This window comes from Robertmurraya phoenicis (genome assembly GCF_047302285.1).
Classification (GTDB): domain Bacteria; phylum Bacillota; class Bacilli; order Bacillales; family Cytobacillaceae; genus Robertmurraya.
Genome location: NZ_CP154845.1, coordinates 1309900 through 1324787, shown reverse-complemented (window position 1 = coordinate 1324787; position 14888 = coordinate 1309900). Strand labels below are relative to the sequence as shown.

Annotated in this window: 16 protein-coding genes; 4 read left to right on the top strand and 12 right to left on the bottom strand. The window is 37.2% G+C overall.

Translation table 11 applies throughout. The features are described from left to right. Positions 1 to 16: 16 nt before the first annotated feature. The 3 genes from AA0X71_RS06445 to AA0X71_RS06435 all read right to left on the bottom strand — a co-directional run bounded on the left by AA0X71_RS06445 (position 17) and on the right by AA0X71_RS06435 (position 2377). On the bottom strand, positions 17 to 529 hold the full coding sequence (locus AA0X71_RS06445; RefSeq protein WP_413360509.1) for a MogA/MoaB family molybdenum cofactor biosynthesis protein: 513 nt from the start codon (positions 527 to 529) through the stop codon (positions 17 to 19). Beyond that, positions 526 to 1362 carry an EcsC family protein gene (locus AA0X71_RS06440; RefSeq protein WP_413360507.1) on the bottom strand — a complete coding sequence of 279 codons (837 nt, stop codon included), beginning with the start codon at positions 1360 to 1362 and terminating at the stop codon, positions 526 to 528. Before AA0X71_RS06440 ends, AA0X71_RS06445 begins: the two co-directional genes overlap by 4 nt. An 82-nt stretch (positions 1363 to 1444) precedes the next feature. Next, a complete protein-coding gene (locus AA0X71_RS06435; protein ID WP_413360504.1) occupies positions 1445 to 2377 on the bottom strand; it encodes a substrate-binding domain-containing protein in 933 nt (310 codons plus the stop codon). Positions 2378 to 2581: 204 nt separating this feature from the next. Here AA0X71_RS06435 and modA point away from each other — a divergent pair, with 204 nt between their 5' ends. From modA to AA0X71_RS06420, 3 genes are all read left to right on the top strand, one after another. Then, positions 2582 to 3388 carry a molybdate ABC transporter substrate-binding protein gene (modA, locus tag AA0X71_RS06430; protein WP_413360501.1) on the top strand — a complete coding sequence of 269 codons (807 nt, stop codon included), beginning with the start codon at positions 2582 to 2584 and terminating at the stop codon, positions 3386 to 3388. A gap of 117 nt (positions 3389 to 3505) precedes the next feature. After that, positions 3506 to 4183, top strand: coding sequence for a molybdate ABC transporter permease subunit (gene modB / locus AA0X71_RS06425; RefSeq protein WP_413360498.1), 678 nt, complete (start codon positions 3506 to 3508; stop codon positions 4181 to 4183). A gap of 15 nt (positions 4184 to 4198) precedes the next feature. Further along, positions 4199 to 4828 carry an ATP-binding cassette domain-containing protein gene (locus AA0X71_RS06420; RefSeq protein WP_413360496.1) on the top strand — a complete coding sequence of 210 codons (630 nt, stop codon included), beginning with the start codon at positions 4199 to 4201 and terminating at the stop codon, positions 4826 to 4828. 48 nt (positions 4829 to 4876) lie between these two features. Here the strand turns inward: AA0X71_RS06420 and AA0X71_RS06415 are convergent, their stop codons facing one another. The 7 genes from AA0X71_RS06415 to sppA form a co-directional block, all read right to left on the bottom strand. Continuing rightward, on the bottom strand, positions 4877 to 6064 hold the full coding sequence (locus AA0X71_RS06415; RefSeq protein WP_413360494.1) for an acetate kinase: 1188 nt from the start codon (positions 6062 to 6064) through the stop codon (positions 4877 to 4879). A 390-nt stretch (positions 6065 to 6454) separates the two neighbouring features. Then, positions 6455 to 7441: a class I SAM-dependent methyltransferase gene (locus AA0X71_RS06410; RefSeq protein ID WP_413360492.1), complete on the bottom strand. Its 987-nt coding sequence runs from the start codon at positions 7439 to 7441 to the stop codon at positions 6455 to 6457. Between the two features lie 153 nt (positions 7442 to 7594). Further along, positions 7595 to 8095 carry a thiol peroxidase gene (tpx, locus tag AA0X71_RS06405; RefSeq protein WP_413360490.1) on the bottom strand — a complete coding sequence of 167 codons (501 nt, stop codon included), beginning with the start codon at positions 8093 to 8095 and terminating at the stop codon, positions 7595 to 7597. A 160-nt stretch (positions 8096 to 8255) separates the two neighbouring features. Beyond that, complete coding sequence (gene ytfJ, locus AA0X71_RS06400; RefSeq protein ID WP_413360488.1) at positions 8256 to 8723, bottom strand: GerW family sporulation protein; 468 nt, start codon at positions 8721 to 8723, stop codon at positions 8256 to 8258. 15 nt (positions 8724 to 8738) lie between these two features. Further along, positions 8739 to 9434: a DUF2953 domain-containing protein gene (locus tag AA0X71_RS06395; RefSeq protein WP_413360485.1), complete on the bottom strand. Its 696-nt coding sequence runs from the start codon at positions 9432 to 9434 to the stop codon at positions 8739 to 8741. Between the two features lie 98 nt (positions 9435 to 9532). Beyond that, the gene (locus AA0X71_RS06390) at positions 9533 to 9997 is read right to left on the bottom strand and encodes an RDD family protein (RefSeq protein ID WP_413362505.1); all 465 of its coding nucleotides are present in this window, start codon (positions 9995 to 9997) and stop codon (positions 9533 to 9535) included. A gap of 45 nt (positions 9998 to 10042) precedes the next feature. Beyond that, a complete protein-coding gene (gene sppA / locus AA0X71_RS06385; RefSeq protein WP_413360482.1) occupies positions 10043 to 11053 on the bottom strand; it encodes a signal peptide peptidase SppA in 1011 nt (336 codons plus the stop codon). A 288-nt stretch (positions 11054 to 11341) separates the two neighbouring features. Here sppA and AA0X71_RS06380 point away from each other — a divergent pair, with 288 nt between their 5' ends. Further along, positions 11342 to 12142 (top strand): NAD kinase, encoded by an 801-nt coding sequence (locus AA0X71_RS06380; RefSeq protein WP_413360480.1) that lies wholly within the window; start codon positions 11342 to 11344, stop codon positions 12140 to 12142. A gap of 45 nt (positions 12143 to 12187) precedes the next feature. On the opposite strand, the gene rarD is transcribed toward AA0X71_RS06380, so the two are convergent. Continuing rightward, positions 12188 to 13117, bottom strand: coding sequence for an EamA family transporter RarD (rarD, locus tag AA0X71_RS06375; protein ID WP_413360478.1), 930 nt, complete (start codon positions 13115 to 13117; stop codon positions 12188 to 12190). Positions 13118 to 13204: 87 nt separating this feature from the next. Then, entirely contained in the window at positions 13205 to 14827 is a 1623-nt protein-coding gene (locus AA0X71_RS06370) for an amidohydrolase (protein ID WP_413362503.1), read from the bottom strand. Positions 14828 to 14888: the final 61 nt, after the last annotated feature.

The following is a 14888-nucleotide window of genomic DNA, read 5'->3' as shown; positions in this document are numbered from 1 at the left end:
AAGCGCTGTCCCTTTTTTATAGATCCTTCCGGAGTTCACGTACAACATGACCAATTTCGGGAAGAATTAAGCGATTCATTGCAAGCTTAACAGCTCCAGTAGAACCAGGTGTTGAAAATACGGCCTTATTATTGACGACTCCCGCTATTGCACGTGATAGAATGGCTGCCGAGCCGATATCCTCTTGATAGCTTAACATTCTAAAAAGCTCTCCAAAACCTGTAATCTCTTTGGCAAATAAAGTTTTTACCGTTTCAATGGTCACATCTCTTTTGGCAATTCCTGTTCCACCATTTGTTAAAACGACATCAATATTTGATGTTTCACATCCTTGTAGAACTGCTTCACGAATCGCAGCTGCTTCATCTTTGACGATGACATAATCGACAATGACATGACCAGAATCCTCTAAAAGAGAAATCATCGTTTGCCCACTTTTATCTGTTTCTTTCGTTCTCGTATCGCTTACCGTAATGACCTTACATTTTACCTGATTCGGTGCCTCTTTTTTATGTTCACTCGTACTCATTCATCTTTCTCCTTCTCCATTAAATACCGCATTTGATAATATTTATGGGCAAAATCAGTTACTTTTCTCGTCAACTGGTAGTTCACACCTGCCCCAATCGCCATACTGATAAAAGGAATACCTTGTACGGTTTTATTTTTCAATAAAAGGATCGTAACGGCTTTAAGAATTTGTCTTAATGGCTGCTCAAGCCATAAAGTATTGGTCAAATCCTCCTCACCATCGTAAAAATAATATTCATTGGTCGATTGCAGTTCATTCATCAGCTGCTCCCATCCTTGCCCTTGTAATCTCGCTGGAAGTGTTGCAGCATGAAATACCTTTAACGACGTCATCATTTCAAATGGATTATTCACTTCATATCCATACGTCATCGCGACTAGCTGAACCGAACGAATATTAATCACCGCTATCGCAGGAATATCTGTCCCAAGGAGGACAGGTCCACCCGTTCCTGATAATCCCCCCTGTGCGAAAGAATAAAGTCGGTGTCTAGCTATTTGCTGTTGAGCTATGTATTGCAATTGATCAATCGATAACTGCTTTAAATCCTCTACTTGATGGATATCCTCATTAAAAACGCGTCCTACAGATAAAACTCGCTCTTTCGCATCGTGCTGAATTTGAGTTCCTTGTATAAGTGCATGGAGATGAAAAAGCCACGTATCCACTACAGAGAAGAAATCTTTTTGAGTTTGCTCTGGAAGTAATGAAAAAGCTCGTTCAAAGTATCTTTCATACGCTAACACAAAATCATTTGTTTCATATTGATACAAGCTCTGCTCCCAACCCTTAATATCATTCATTACTTTTTGTTCTCGATCGGACAACATTCAATGAACCTCCTTGGAGCACTGTCATTATTGTTTAGTATAGCATAGGTATAGCGGGTCACTTCACACGTACAAACGTTTCCTACTGCTCATAGATAATATCGCCTGTGTAAGAAACATCATAACCAATCGATAATAACTCTTCCTTCAAGTTAGTGGATTGAAGAATATTTAAGATCATTGAAATGATTTCTTTATTTGTTGCGGTTTTCAGAATAACGAGGTCATATCTTTCTTTTGTCAGTGGCACAAAATCAATGCCAACAAGATTTGCCACTTTTTCAATTCCTATTCCTACATCTGCATACTGCTTTGAGATCACGCCTGCAACTCCTAGATGGCTCGTTTCTTCATCACCATACCCTCTTATTTTATCCTTGCTAATACTAGCGACTCTCAACTTCTCATCTAGTAAAACTCTTGCCCCTGAACCTTTTTCTCTATTAATGATTTTCACATCACTCCGAAGTAAATCTTGAAAATCATATATGTTCTTCGGGTTTCCTTTCGCCACATAAAATCCTGCCTGGCGACATATTAAATTGACCACGATAAAAGAATTACTTACAAGAATTCTTCTAATGTAAGGGATGTTATAATCGCCTGTATCGCCATCATATAAATGCGTACTGACGATATCAGCCTCACCTTTATACATAGAAATTAAACTTTCTAGACTGCCTACATAAGAACGAAGTGGACGAAATAGATTCGTTTCCTTTTCAATATATTTTGTCAGTAAATCTAAGCTATTATCTTGACCGCTAATAATTATTGAACGGTTGGAAGTCTGAATCGTACTTGTACTTGCTTCTACTCCAGTAGCACGCTCAGGTACAATCACTCCCTTTGCCTTATTCTTATAGTTTTCTAAATCAGATGCATCCACTCTCATTTGTCTACCAACTCGATAAGCTGGAAGCTTGCCCTTCTTGATTAAGTCATAGACCGTTAATTTAGAAACCTTTAATATTTGAGCAATTTGTTCCGTTGTATAGGATTCTTCTAATGGCATGATATTTCCTCCGAGAAATTCATTATTTGTTCTTATTTTATCATTTACTGGAGTAAGTTTCAGAATTATACTTAAATATATCTAGTTATAACTATTTATAATTAGATATATTTAAAAGAAAGGTGGAATACGTTTTCTTTAAAGAATAATCTATTTAGACAAAACAATTATCATTACATTTAACTTACTAGGGAGGATTTTTAGATGAAAAGCACATGGAAGATTGGAATAATATTTATGCTCATACTTTTTCTTACAGTTGGGTGTAATAATCAAGAATCAAACGACGCGTCATCAGATAATTCGGATCAGCCAATAGAAAGTACTGAAATATTAATTTCAACTGCGGCAAGTTTAACAGATGCCATGTCGGAAATTGAAAAAGCATTTGAAGATACATATTCAAATATTGATGTTTCCTTCAATTTTGGAAGTTCGGGTACACTCGCTCAACAAATTCAACAGGGAGCCCCTGCCGATGCATTTCTTTCTGCTGATCAAAAATGGATGGATACACTTGAAGAAGAAAATTTAATTCTACCAGATACAAGAGTTGACTTTACAGGTAACAAACTTGTTCTAATTAGTCAAAAAGATAATGATATAGAAATTTCTTCCTTCGAGGATCTTAATTCCGCTGAAATCGGAGAATTAGCTATTGGAAATCCTGAAAGTGTCCCTGCTGGTACTTACGCTAAGGAAGCCCTTACGACTATTGGAAAATGGGAGGAATTAGAAAAACAATTCATCCTAGCAAAAGATGTTCGTCAAGTGTTAACTTATGTTGAATCTGGTAATACAGATTTAGGCATTGTGTACTCAAGTGATGCATTCATCTCTGAGCAAGTAAAAATTATTGCTGAAGCCTCATCAGATTGGCATACTCCTGTCATCTATCCAGCTGCCGTAACAGCAGAAAGTGAAAATGCGGATAGTGCCAAATTATTTATTGATTTTTTACAAACAGATGAGGCACAAGCGATATTAAATGAATTTGGGTTTATAAAATAATGCTATATGATATATACTATACTGTTGATTTTTGGCTCATTTCACACGAAATAAGCCAAAAATCTTTTTATTAACAATATTGTTTAAAAAAACCGTAATGTAAAAGGAATGCATGAAATGAACTATACACCATTATTTTTATCTTTAAAGATTGCCAGCATTGCGACATGTGTTGTATTCATTGTTGGTATTTTTTCAGCAAGAATAATTGCTCGAAATTCGTTTCCAGGAAAAAATATTATTGAATCCATCATCCTATTACCATTAGTGTTACCTCCAACCGTCGTCGGATTTGGCTTATTATACATGTTTGGTAAGAACGGATTAATTGGTAGCCTTCTAATAGAGTGGTTTGACTTTCAAATCGTATTCACATGGGTAGGAGCGGTTATTGCGTCAATTGTCGTTTCCTTCCCCTTAATGTATCAAAGTGCATCAGCTGCTTTTCAAAACTTTGATATTAATATTGAAAATGCTGCCCTCACAATGGGTGCCTCAAAATGGAGGATATTTTGGACAATTTCATTTCCTCTTGCTTTTCCTGGAATATTAGCAGGAACTGTTTTAACCTTCGCCAGGGCATTAGGTGAGTTTGGAGCGACCTTAATGATTGCCGGTTTTATTCCCAATAAAACAGAAACGATTCCATTAGCGATATATTTTGCGGTGGAGTCTGGAAATATGGAAGCAGCTACTTTTTGGGTTGTAATCATTGTACTTCTTGGATTTTGCTCCATCCTGTGGCTCAATTGGTGGACGAAGCGAAACATTTTGCGATATTCGAAAAATAAATAAAAAGAGGTAATCGAGATGCTTACTTTAGATATTAGAAAAAAATTAGATTCTTTTGAGCTTGATGTGAATCTAAAAGTTGAAGACGAAATTGTCATCTTGTTTGGCCCATCAGGGTCAGGGAAAACAACGATCTTAAATAGTATTGCTGGGCTTGTTCCTCCTGACTCCGGTTCGATCACATTAAATAATGTTTCCCTTTTTAAAAACAAAAAAGAATCTGTCCCTATTCAAAAAAGAAATATCGGTTATTTATTCCAAGATTATGCTCTATTTCCCCACATGACAGTTAAAAAGAATATTCTTTACGGAGCGAAAGATCAAGAGTTCGTTAAACAATTGGTTGAAGTATTGGGAATTGGACACCTCATGGATAAATATCCAAGACAGATCTCTGGTGGAGAAAAACAGAGAGTTGCTCTTGCAAGGGCTTTATCAACAAAACCTCAGATCCTCTTGTTAGATGAACCTTTCTCCGCATTAGACCAAGAGATTCGTCAGGAATGTCAGGATGAGCTTTTACGACTTCATCAAACATGGAATATTCCTGTCATTATGGTTACCCATGACTTTCAAGAAGCGGAAAAGCTTGCCCATCGGATCTATAAAATAAATAAAGGCAAGATAATGGAAGAAATCGCCAAATAAAAAAAGCAACTTTTCAGTTTTAGTGAAAAGTTGCTTTTTTATTTTTTCTTAGTGAGTTAGTCTTACAACGTCTCTTGCAATCATAACCTCTTCATTTGTTGGAATGATCATAACTTTTACAGGAGAATGTGGGAAACTAATGAACGCTTCCTCACCGCGAACCTTGTTCAAAGCTGGATCAAAATAAACACCCATGAATTCTAGACCTTGAAGGACTCTTTCACGAATAGAAGCACTATTTTCACCAATTCCTGCTGTAAAGATAATCGCATCTACTCCATACATTTTAGCAGAATAAGAACCGATGTATTTATGAATACGGTCTGCGAATACTTTTAGAGCTAATTCTGCACGCTCGTTTCCTTTTTCTGCTTCTACTTCGATATCGCGTAAATCGCTAGAGAAACCAGAAACAGCGAGCATACCACTTTCTTTATTTAAAACATCTAAAACCTCTTCAGCTGTTTTATTCGTTTTTTCCATAATATAAGGGATTAGGGCAGGATCAATATTCCCTGAACGAGTTCCCATTGTAACACCCGCAAGTGGCGTGAATCCCATTGATGTATCAATTGATTTTCCACCTTCAATAGCCGCGATACTCGCACCATTACCTAGGTGACAAGAAAGCAAGCGTAATTGCTCAAGCGGACGACCTAACATTTCCGCCGCACGTTCTGAAACATATTTATGTGAAGTACCATGGAAACCATATTTACGAATGCCATACTTCTCATAATACTCATATGGAAGGCTGTAAAGAAAAGAGTTTTCTGGCATGGTTTGATGGAAAGCCGTGTCAAAAACAGCTACAGCAGGAACATTCGGCAGCACTTCTTTAAATGCTCTAATACCTGTAACATTAGCTGGGTTGTGAAGAGGAGCTAATTCTGATAGCTCTTCGATTTTTTGAAGCACTTCGTCTGTAATAACAACAGAGTCAGCAAATTCTTCTCCACCATGTACGACACGATGGCCAATTCCTTCGATCTCATCTAATGATTGAATGATGCCTGTTTCTGTTAATTTGTTTAGTAGCATTTTAACAGCAACACTGTGGTCAGGAATATCAGTAGTTTCTGTTTGTTTCTCACCATTAACGGTTATATTGAAAATAGAATCTTTTAGTCCGATTCTTTCAATTAATCCTTTTGTAATGACTTCTTCAGTAGGCATTTCAAATAATTGAAACTTTAAAGATGAACTGCCTGCATTGATTGCGATTACTTTTGCCATCGTTTCCGCTCCTTTAACTTAACGTAAATATGTATTTCTTACTTATTTTGTTCAAGTAAGCTTATTTCTATCTCTCAATTTCTCATTTAATCATTGTCAATTAAACAATTCAAGAACGAGGATAAAATGGTATCGTTTTCACTATAAAGTAAATATATTCTGATTTTAATGATAAATCTGTATATATTGTGAACTTTTCACAAAATACTCCGTGATCGCTTGACTAGAGAATGGGAGTAGTTGGTCTTTCGGACTTAATAGATCATCCTTTCTTGAATACCGTCCGAATATCTGGCGGATTCGGACAACATTGATGATTCACCCTATAACTAAGTCCGAATCCCCCTTCCATAAAATAAGACCACTGAAATTTTCAGTGGTCGATTACGTTTATTTATTTTCTTTTATCCATTGATCGATTTTTTGTAAGGTCTTTTCAACCTGATGCCCATTGGATAGACTTGGAAGATTAACTAAAAGTACCTGTTTTGGCGCTTTAACTTCCTCTCCTTTTTTCTGTAAAATCAACACGCTTTTCGCGGCATTTTCATGGCGAAACATCGTTAATGGTAGTTGTAAAATCGACTGGATATAAGCATGCTCTTTTAAGAATTCATGTAGCTTTGGAGCTTCTTCGCTTTCAAATAATCCATTGGGAATAATAAAAAATAAATATCCACCGTCTTTAGTATACTTAATGCTTTGTTCAATAAAGAGGTGATGAGCGTAAGAGTGTCCTTTATCTGATTTCAATTGAAAATCAGCTGCTCTTACATCATTCGGGTAATACCCGACCGGTAAATCACTTACGACCGCATCAGCAAGTTCAATGAAAAGTGGTTCTAGACTATCTTGATTATACAATTCAATTGGATGTTGCTGTAAATTAGCATTTATGAAAGCTAGTTTAATAAGCAGATCATCAACATCAATCCCCATACCTTCGATTTGTTTTCCAGCCTGCTGATTTATAACAGTCGTGATGAGATTTCCTGTTCCAATTGCGGGATCAAATAAGCGATATGAAGACTTCGTCACAAACTTATTCACCAAGTAACCGACAAGCATCCCTACAGCATCTGGGGTCATTTGATGATTAGGTTGTACACTTTCCTTCATTCCTTTTAAAATGGCCAATTGAAAAGACTTTCGTATCTCTTCAACGGTGTATCTATCTAATTTTAGAGACTCGTAACTCTTTTTCAGCCTCTTCTTACTTAGTTCACTAATTTCTTCATCTTGTAATATGGCCTCTTGAAATATATTTTCACCTGTCTCCGCTAATGCTTCTAAAAAGGTGATCGATAATTCTTCTTGTAAAATAGTAGCCGTATCATTAATCACTGAAAATAAATCCTCTACGGGAGAGATTTTCACGATGCATTCCTCCTCGTCATCTTATTGTTCTATTCTACTCGGGATTATACTACTTGTACAAGAAAAGTGGAATGTATGAGAAGGGAGACATAATAAACAGAAGAGAAAAAGAAAGCAAGACCCCACTTGTTACCTGAGGTCTTGGCACTTACATTACTTCGTTGCTTTTGCTGCTTCAATCGCTGCTTCGTAGTTCGGATGATCCGTTCCTTCGCTAACATATTCCACATAAGTAACCGTATCATTAGAATCGATAACGAATACAGAACGAGCTAGTAACCTTAATTCTTGCATAACAACACCGTACGCTTCTCCAAAAGAAAGATCTCGATGATCAGAAACCGTTTGAACATTATCAATTCCAGCTGCTGCACACCAACGCTTTTGGGCGAAAGGTAAATCGGCACTTACTGTTAATACCTTAACATTGTCAAGCTTTGCTGCCTCTTCGTTAAAACGACGAGTTTGAGCGTCACACACTCCGGTATCAATGGAAGGTACTACACTGATTAAACGAACATGACCCTTTGAATCCTCTAGTGTAACAGGAGATAAATCATTTGCTAAAACGGTAAAACTTGGTGCTTTGTCGCCTACCTTAACTTCTGTACCAACAAGTGTAACTGGGTTTCCTTTAAAAGTGACTGATGCCATATGGGCTCATCCTCCTTAACAACGTATGTACAGTGTAAATCATAACGATTCAGAGACAATTTTGCAAATATTTACTATTCGAACGATTTATTTTTAACTAAAATGAAAAAGTTAACTCCCTAGAAAAGAGAGTTAACTTTGATTTTGGAGAAATTCCCCTTTAGAGTTCTAAGTCTTTTTTTGGTCCACCATATTCTGGGTTTTGGTATTCTCCTTCTTGCCCAGAATTTTGCTTCGAATCATTTTTATTGGAGAGCATTTGCTGTATTTTATCTACAGCCTGTGGAGCCAAATCTAAAATTTTCTCGTAGAGATGTGTACTTTCATCTAAATGAACCATTTTAACTTCTTTTGCATTTACAATTAAGAAAGCAATCGGAGTAATGGAAACACCTCCACCACTACCTCCACCAAAAGGGTGCTTAGACTGGTTTTCATCTTTGGAACTGCTATCAAGAATAAACTCACTACCTCCAGCTGCAAAGCCGAACCCAACCTTTGACACTGTTAGTATGACACTTCCATCAGGAGTTTCAACAGGGTCACCGATAATAGTGTTCACGTCAATCATTTCTTTAAGGTTTTCCATTGCAGTTGTCATCAAGCCTTGAATTGGATGATCGGACATTTTACTTCCTCCCTTTTATACGGATTTTGCCTTATTACCAGACAAAATAGATAATGGCTTTGTTTTGAAGTGCGGTTTTCCGCCCTTCCAAAATTTAAGTAGTTTAATTCCTGCAAAAATAGCATGCCCGATCCGAAAATGAATCATACATCTAAATGACGTTTCATTTACAGTTCGATTAAAATCTGGAGTAACCATTAAATTTGGCAATGTTTTCACCTTTAACAAAGAAGTGAGCAAACCAACAAGACTTCCTTTTACCGTCCAAAAAACGCCTGTTAGCATTCCGGTATAGGCCGCGTCACTTATACCAATAGTCGTCCTCCACTCCAAATTCGCCATTGTCACTTTCTTTAGAAATGAACGAATAATATGATGCAGCCCCACCACATGTTTGACGAATTGATCCATGTCTTGGATGCTTTGTAATATATCTTTTGCTGAAAATTTTTTCGTATCCTGTTTTTTATCTTTTTCCTGTGCGCCTGTTTCTATTTTTTCTTTTACAACAATCTCAGGGGAATCCTCGGCAATTTTAATGACAGGAACATTGATTTTATATTTTATAAGTCCAAAAAATGTTTTGAATGTAATTTTAAAACGGTCATCGTCTTTATTGTGGTAATAATCAATAATCACGATTAATTTTAGGAGCATGACAGAAATTATTAGTACCACGATTACCGCTAAAGCAATGAAAACCCACATCATCACCTTCACAACCTTTCAGCCTACCATTATCGACGAACACACAAAAAATAAACCTACATTTGCAGGTTTATTTTCAGACTGGAACTATAAATGAAGCTCTATCGTTCATGGATGACCGATGTATTAGAGAATAAATCATGTAAGCCCTGCTTTTTTGGTAAAAAAGCCACGATTACATACGAGATCCAAACAGTGGTTGAGATAAAGCGACCAATCCATTCTCTAAATAGAATCGTTCCCCAACTAAGGTTTTTTCCTGTTAAATCAACGACTTTTAACCCGAAAGCCATTTTCCCCAATGTTTGCCCTAAAAACTTTGTCATTAACACAAAATAAGCATAGAAAGTGATGGCCGTTAAAATCGATATTGGAGCAAACATACTTGATTCATTTAAACTGAGATCAAGGCTACGGAATAGCGGATAAATCAGGATACGCTCAATGCTGCCAATCACCAATAAATCAAGGAGATACGCCCAGAACCTCATCCAAAAGCCAGCGAATCGAAAATTTTCCTTTATGCCTCCATAAGATACAACACCTTCATCTTTGTTCTCGATCATTTGTTCTTCTATTTGAGTATCTTTAGATTCCAATGTTCATCCCCCCTATTCCGCATACAAATACATTAGACGAGGAGAGTGTGTTTGCGATAAAAGATTGAGCAAACTAGTTAGTTCATGATCTCCCCCTTTTAATTTCTGCGCCCCTAAGCTAAACAATGAGCCTAAACCAAAGCTCTCCGTATATTTCACAACTTGAGCATTGCGGATGTTTTGCTCTTCTTTCACGGCTTCCACGACATCGGCAAAATAACCAAACTCATCAATTAACCCGATTTCTTTTGCTTGTCTCCCGTCATAAATTCGTCCGTCTGCAATTTGCCTTACTTCTGCTTCAGACATTCCTCTTCCTTCGGCAATGACCTTAACAAAACCTTCATATGAATTGTCAATCATCGATTGGAGGATCTCCCGTTCTTCATCTGCCATTTCTCTTGTTGGGCTCATAATATCCTTGTAAGGTCCACTCTTAATCGTGATAAACTCGACTCCGTATTTTTCAGCAAGGCCGGCAAAATTATAGCCTTGCATAATGACGCCTAATGAACCTGTTAGCGTCTCCGGACTTGCAAAAATTTTATGAGCCGGTGCTGCTATGTAATACCCCCCTGATGCAGCCATCGAGCCCATAGAAATATAGACTGGCTTATTTGCTTCAGATTGAATTTCCACTATTTTATCGTGGATTTCTGCACTTTCAACAACACCACCACCTGGTGTATTAACGCGTAGAATAACAGCCTTAACGGAATTATTTTCTTTCACATAATCAAGCTTTTCCATAAACGTCTGGTGATGATAGCCCTCTGTTGTAAAAATGGACGTAGCTCCACCAGTATCTTGAATCGTACCATTTAAATCCAGTACAGCAATTTGATTCGCAACATCTCCTGATTCTATAACTTCTTCTGCAAAAAGTTCCTCTGTTACGCCAAATAAATCATCAAAGTTACTTTCAAAATTACTAAATGCAAAAATAGAAAATGCGTTAATCGCAATTGAAAAGAAAAGCAATACTGCCGCAATAGCTAACGCAGCCCAACGTTTCCCTGTCATATTTTTTATCCTCCTTTTTCTTTCTTAGTTGCGCATTTTTATCCAAAAAGCAAAGCCACAAAATGGACGTATTTCCAACTTTTATTTACGTTTCCACTTCAAAAATGTTTCAAAAATATGTAGACTTAAAACTAGATAAGCACCTAAGAGTTCAATATTTCAGCGTATAATAATCCCAATCCCTTTCCAATTATGACAAAAAATGATCTGAAGATCTAGGGCTCATATTAGGATGTGGATGCACGATACTATAGGTATGCCTATTTATTTTGGATGGAGGGGTTCTACATGGAAAACAGAAATAATGTTTATTTCTTCCACAAAAAAGATGCTGAAATGATGCAAAAGGTTCAGCCCTTTTATGATCATGCTAAAGATTATGGATTTACGATCGTGAATGACCATAGAATCGCCAATATCATTGTTAGCTTTGGTGATGATGGAGCTTTTTTACAAGCAGTTAGAAAAACCGGATTCCGTGAAGATTGTCTTTATGCAGGGATTTCTACGAAAGAGAAACTAAATATTTACTGTGATTTTTATATTGAAGATACAGCAAAAATTATTGAAGCGGTTACGAAAGAACAAATTGAAATCCGTCGTTATCCAACCATCGAGGTGACGATTGATAATCAATTTTCCTTTCAATGCCTGAATGAATTTAGTGTTCGTTCTTCTATTATCCAAACGATTGTAATGGAAGTATTTATTGATCAATTACATTTTGAGACCTTCCGTGGGGATGGGATCATTGTTGCTACCCCAACTGGAAGCACTGCCTACAATAAATCGGTACATGGTGCTGTCGTCGATCCTTTACTGCCATCGATGCAGGTTAGTGAAATTGCTTCACTAAACAACAATCTTTATCGAACACTTGGTTCTCCATTTATTTTAAGTGGTGATCGAAAGTTGACCATAAAGGTCGTTCAAGACGGCAATGATTATCCGACTATGGGGATGGATAATGAAGCACTTAGTATTCAGCATGTTGAGGATATAACAATCCAACTTAGTAAAAAAAGAATCAAAACTGTTAAATTAAAGGACAACTCTTTCTGGGAAAAAGTACAAAGAACGTTCCTCTAATCAAATAAAAGGACAACCTCGAGCATACGTCTCGAGGTTGTTTTTTTACACACCTAAGCCTCTTCCTTTTTTTAGTTTCAGTTCGCGATTCATTAATTTCGTTTTTGACAAAGAATAGAGCGTCAATGCTCCCCATATGAAAATAAAGGATAGTAAATGGGTTTTTGAAAAAGGTTCTCCGTAGAAAAAGACGCCTAAAATCAGCGTTAATGTTGGCGCGATATATTGTATGAATCCCAACATCGATAATGGGATTTTTTGCGCCCCTTTCCCAAAATACAAAAGAGGTAACGCCGTTGCAGCCCCTGCCCCAATGAGTAATAAGTCTGTCGAAACGGATGAGGATAGAAACATATTTCTGTCTGCTATGAATAAATAAGCAACATACCCTAATGCTAACGGGGTTACAACCATCGTTTCAAGTGTTAGTCCAATGGTTGAATCTACCTTAATTAATTTTTTTGCTAATCCGTATAAACCAAATGAAAAAGCCAACGCTAATGCAATCCATGGAATTTGACCGTAGGAGATGCTTAAAATCAAGACACCTCCTGTAGCCATTGCAAAGGATACATATTGTAATGGAGATAGTTTTTCATGTAAAAATATAACTCCTAACAGGACACTAACAAGAGGATTAATATAATAACCTAGACTCGCTTGGATCATTTGATCATGATTAACCGCCCAAATGTATACGAACCAGTTTCCACTGACCAACAAAGAGGCGATGACTAACGCCCAAAGTCTTTTTTGATTTTTTCTTAATCCCTTAAGTGTCTCCACAAAAGGTGCCCATTTTCTTGTTGCGATGAGTAATAACAGCATTAAAACAAAGGACCAAATTACCCGATTGGCCAAAATTTCATCCGCATTCACTTGCTCAAGCAGTTTCCAATAAATCGGTAAGAGTCCCCACAAAAAATAAGAAAAGGCTGCTTGAATAGCTCCTACTTTCACTTCGTTATCTTTCATTCTTTTTGCCTCGATTCTTCTAGTCTCGAAATAATATCATTATAAAGGCAAATCATAGATTCTTCTAGATATTTAGCTTGAAGGAGCTTAAATTGTTTGTGTTGGAGAAGTACCTTCAGTGATTTTTGTATAAACAGGTTTTCCCCCGATAACCGTACTTTCGACATTGATATTGCGTATTTCATGCGGTGCACAATGAAAAATGTCTTGATCCAATATGGTGAAATCTGCAAGGAAACCTTCCTTGATAATGCCACGGTCTACTTCATGACAAGCAGCACTCGCACTTCCCTTTGTATATAAACATACCGCTTCATAAGTGGATAACGCTTCTTCAGGTTGATAGACCTCTTGCGTTTGCTGACTTACCCGGGCAACTGCAGCGTGAATGCCTAATAGTGGACTCACCTCTTCAATTGGAGCATCTGAACCACCTGCACATGTAAGTTGTTCTGATAGAAGTGTTTTCCAAGCATAGCAATAATCTAATTTTCCTTCTCCAATTCTATCGATTACCCAAGGAAAATCAGATGCTAAGAAGCTCGGTTGAATATCTAATATGACAGGAAGCTTCTTCACTCTATCAATCAGTTCTTTTCTTAAAATTTGGGCATGGATGATGCGATCCTTGCCATTCCCTACTAACGGGTGAGCTTCGATAGCTTGAACTACCATTTCAAAAGCCTTATCACCAATTGCATGAATCGCCACTGGCATCCTTATTTCTCTCGCCTTTGCCACAAGTTCATTTAATTCTTCCTGCGTGTATATGGCTACTCCGGATGTTTCTGGGTCATCAGCATAAGGATGACTTAAAAGAGCTGTTCTGCCTCCTAATGAACCATCTGCAAAAATTTTCATGGCTCCAAACTCAATCCACTGATTTCCTTGTAAAAATTGCCCTCCTGCTCGCTTGAAATCTTCAAGGACCGAGTAATGAACAAGCAAGTGCGCTCGAAAATAATGCTCTTCCTTTTCAATAACATCTTTAAATAGCTGATAGGTATTTTCAAAACCATTATAGTAGGAAAGATCCTCCGTATGTACTCCTGTTAATCCCTTTTCATATGCATCTTTAATCGCCATTCTCAATGCCTTTTTTAACTGCTCCTCAGATGCATTCGGAACGGCATCTAACATCATATCTTGAGCTTTTTCTTTAAAAACTCCAGTAAGCTTTCCTTCTTCATCTTTTTCGATCACTCCTCCTTGAGGAGTATCCATTTCGTCTTGAATCGATGCTTCCTGTAAGGCAAATGAATTGACTACTAATACATGTCTACAAATTCTTTTTAATAGAACTGGGTGATGGGGCACGACCATATCAATGTCGTTGCGATCAATCGTCTTGGCATCTCCCCAAAGATTTTCATTCCACCCTTCTCCAATGATCCACTCTCCTTCATTAAGAGATGAGGCGTATTCTTTGATAGCCATTAAAACGTCAGCCTTCGAGGTATATGTGGATAGATTAAGACGCATAAGCTTTTCACCATGGCCAATTAAGTGAATATGACTATCGACAAACCCTGGAAGCAGTGTACGTCCGTGTAAATGAAATTTATCCTGTATCATATGGGCAAAATCTTGCTCTAATTTCTCTACATTGCCCATTGCAATTATCCGATCTTTTTCTGTTAAAATCGCTTCAACCACATGATCTTCGTCTTGAAGAGTATAAATTAAGCCACCATACCAAAGAGTTCCCATCCTACATTCTCCTTTTCCTTCCATTTCATCCATTTTATCATTTATCTTCGATTTCCTAAAT

Coding starts and splice junctions, on each gene's coding strand:
- AA0X71_RS06420 (WP_413360496.1), top strand. CDS start 4,199: ATGCTTACTTTAGATATTAGAAAAAAATTAGATTCTTTTGAGCTTGAT.
- AA0X71_RS06390 (WP_413362505.1), bottom strand. CDS start 9,997: ATGATCGAGAACAAAGATGAAGGTGTTGTATCTTATGGAGGCATAAAG.
- ytfJ (WP_413360488.1), bottom strand. CDS start 8,723: ATGTCCGATCATCCAATTCAAGGCTTGATGACAACTGCAATGGAAAAC.
- AA0X71_RS06370 (WP_413362503.1), bottom strand. CDS start 14,827: ATGGGAACTCTTTGGTATGGTGGCTTAATTTATACTCTTCAAGACGAA.
- modB (WP_413360498.1), top strand. CDS start 3,506: ATGAACTATACACCATTATTTTTATCTTTAAAGATTGCCAGCATTGCG.
- AA0X71_RS06415 (WP_413360494.1), bottom strand. CDS start 6,064: ATGGCAAAAGTAATCGCAATCAATGCAGGCAGTTCATCTTTAAAGTTT.
- tpx (WP_413360490.1), bottom strand. CDS start 8,095: ATGGCATCAGTCACTTTTAAAGGAAACCCAGTTACACTTGTTGGTACA.
- rarD (WP_413360478.1), bottom strand. CDS start 13,117: ATGAAAGATAACGAAGTGAAAGTAGGAGCTATTCAAGCAGCCTTTTCT.
- AA0X71_RS06395 (WP_413360485.1), bottom strand. CDS start 9,434: ATGATGTGGGTTTTCATTGCTTTAGCGGTAATCGTGGTACTAATAATT.
- AA0X71_RS06440 (WP_413360507.1), bottom strand. CDS start 1,362: ATGTTGTCCGATCGAGAACAAAAAGTAATGAATGATATTAAGGGTTGG.
- AA0X71_RS06380 (WP_413360480.1), top strand. CDS start 11,342: ATGGAAAACAGAAATAATGTTTATTTCTTCCACAAAAAAGATGCTGAA.
- modA (WP_413360501.1), top strand. CDS start 2,582: ATGAAAAGCACATGGAAGATTGGAATAATATTTATGCTCATACTTTTT.
- sppA (WP_413360482.1), bottom strand. CDS start 11,053: ATGACAGGGAAACGTTGGGCTGCGTTAGCTATTGCGGCAGTATTGCTT.
- AA0X71_RS06445 (WP_413360509.1), bottom strand. CDS start 529: ATGAGTACGAGTGAACATAAAAAAGAGGCACCGAATCAGGTAAAATGT.
- AA0X71_RS06435 (WP_413360504.1), bottom strand. CDS start 2,377: ATGCCATTAGAAGAATCCTATACAACGGAACAAATTGCTCAAATATTA.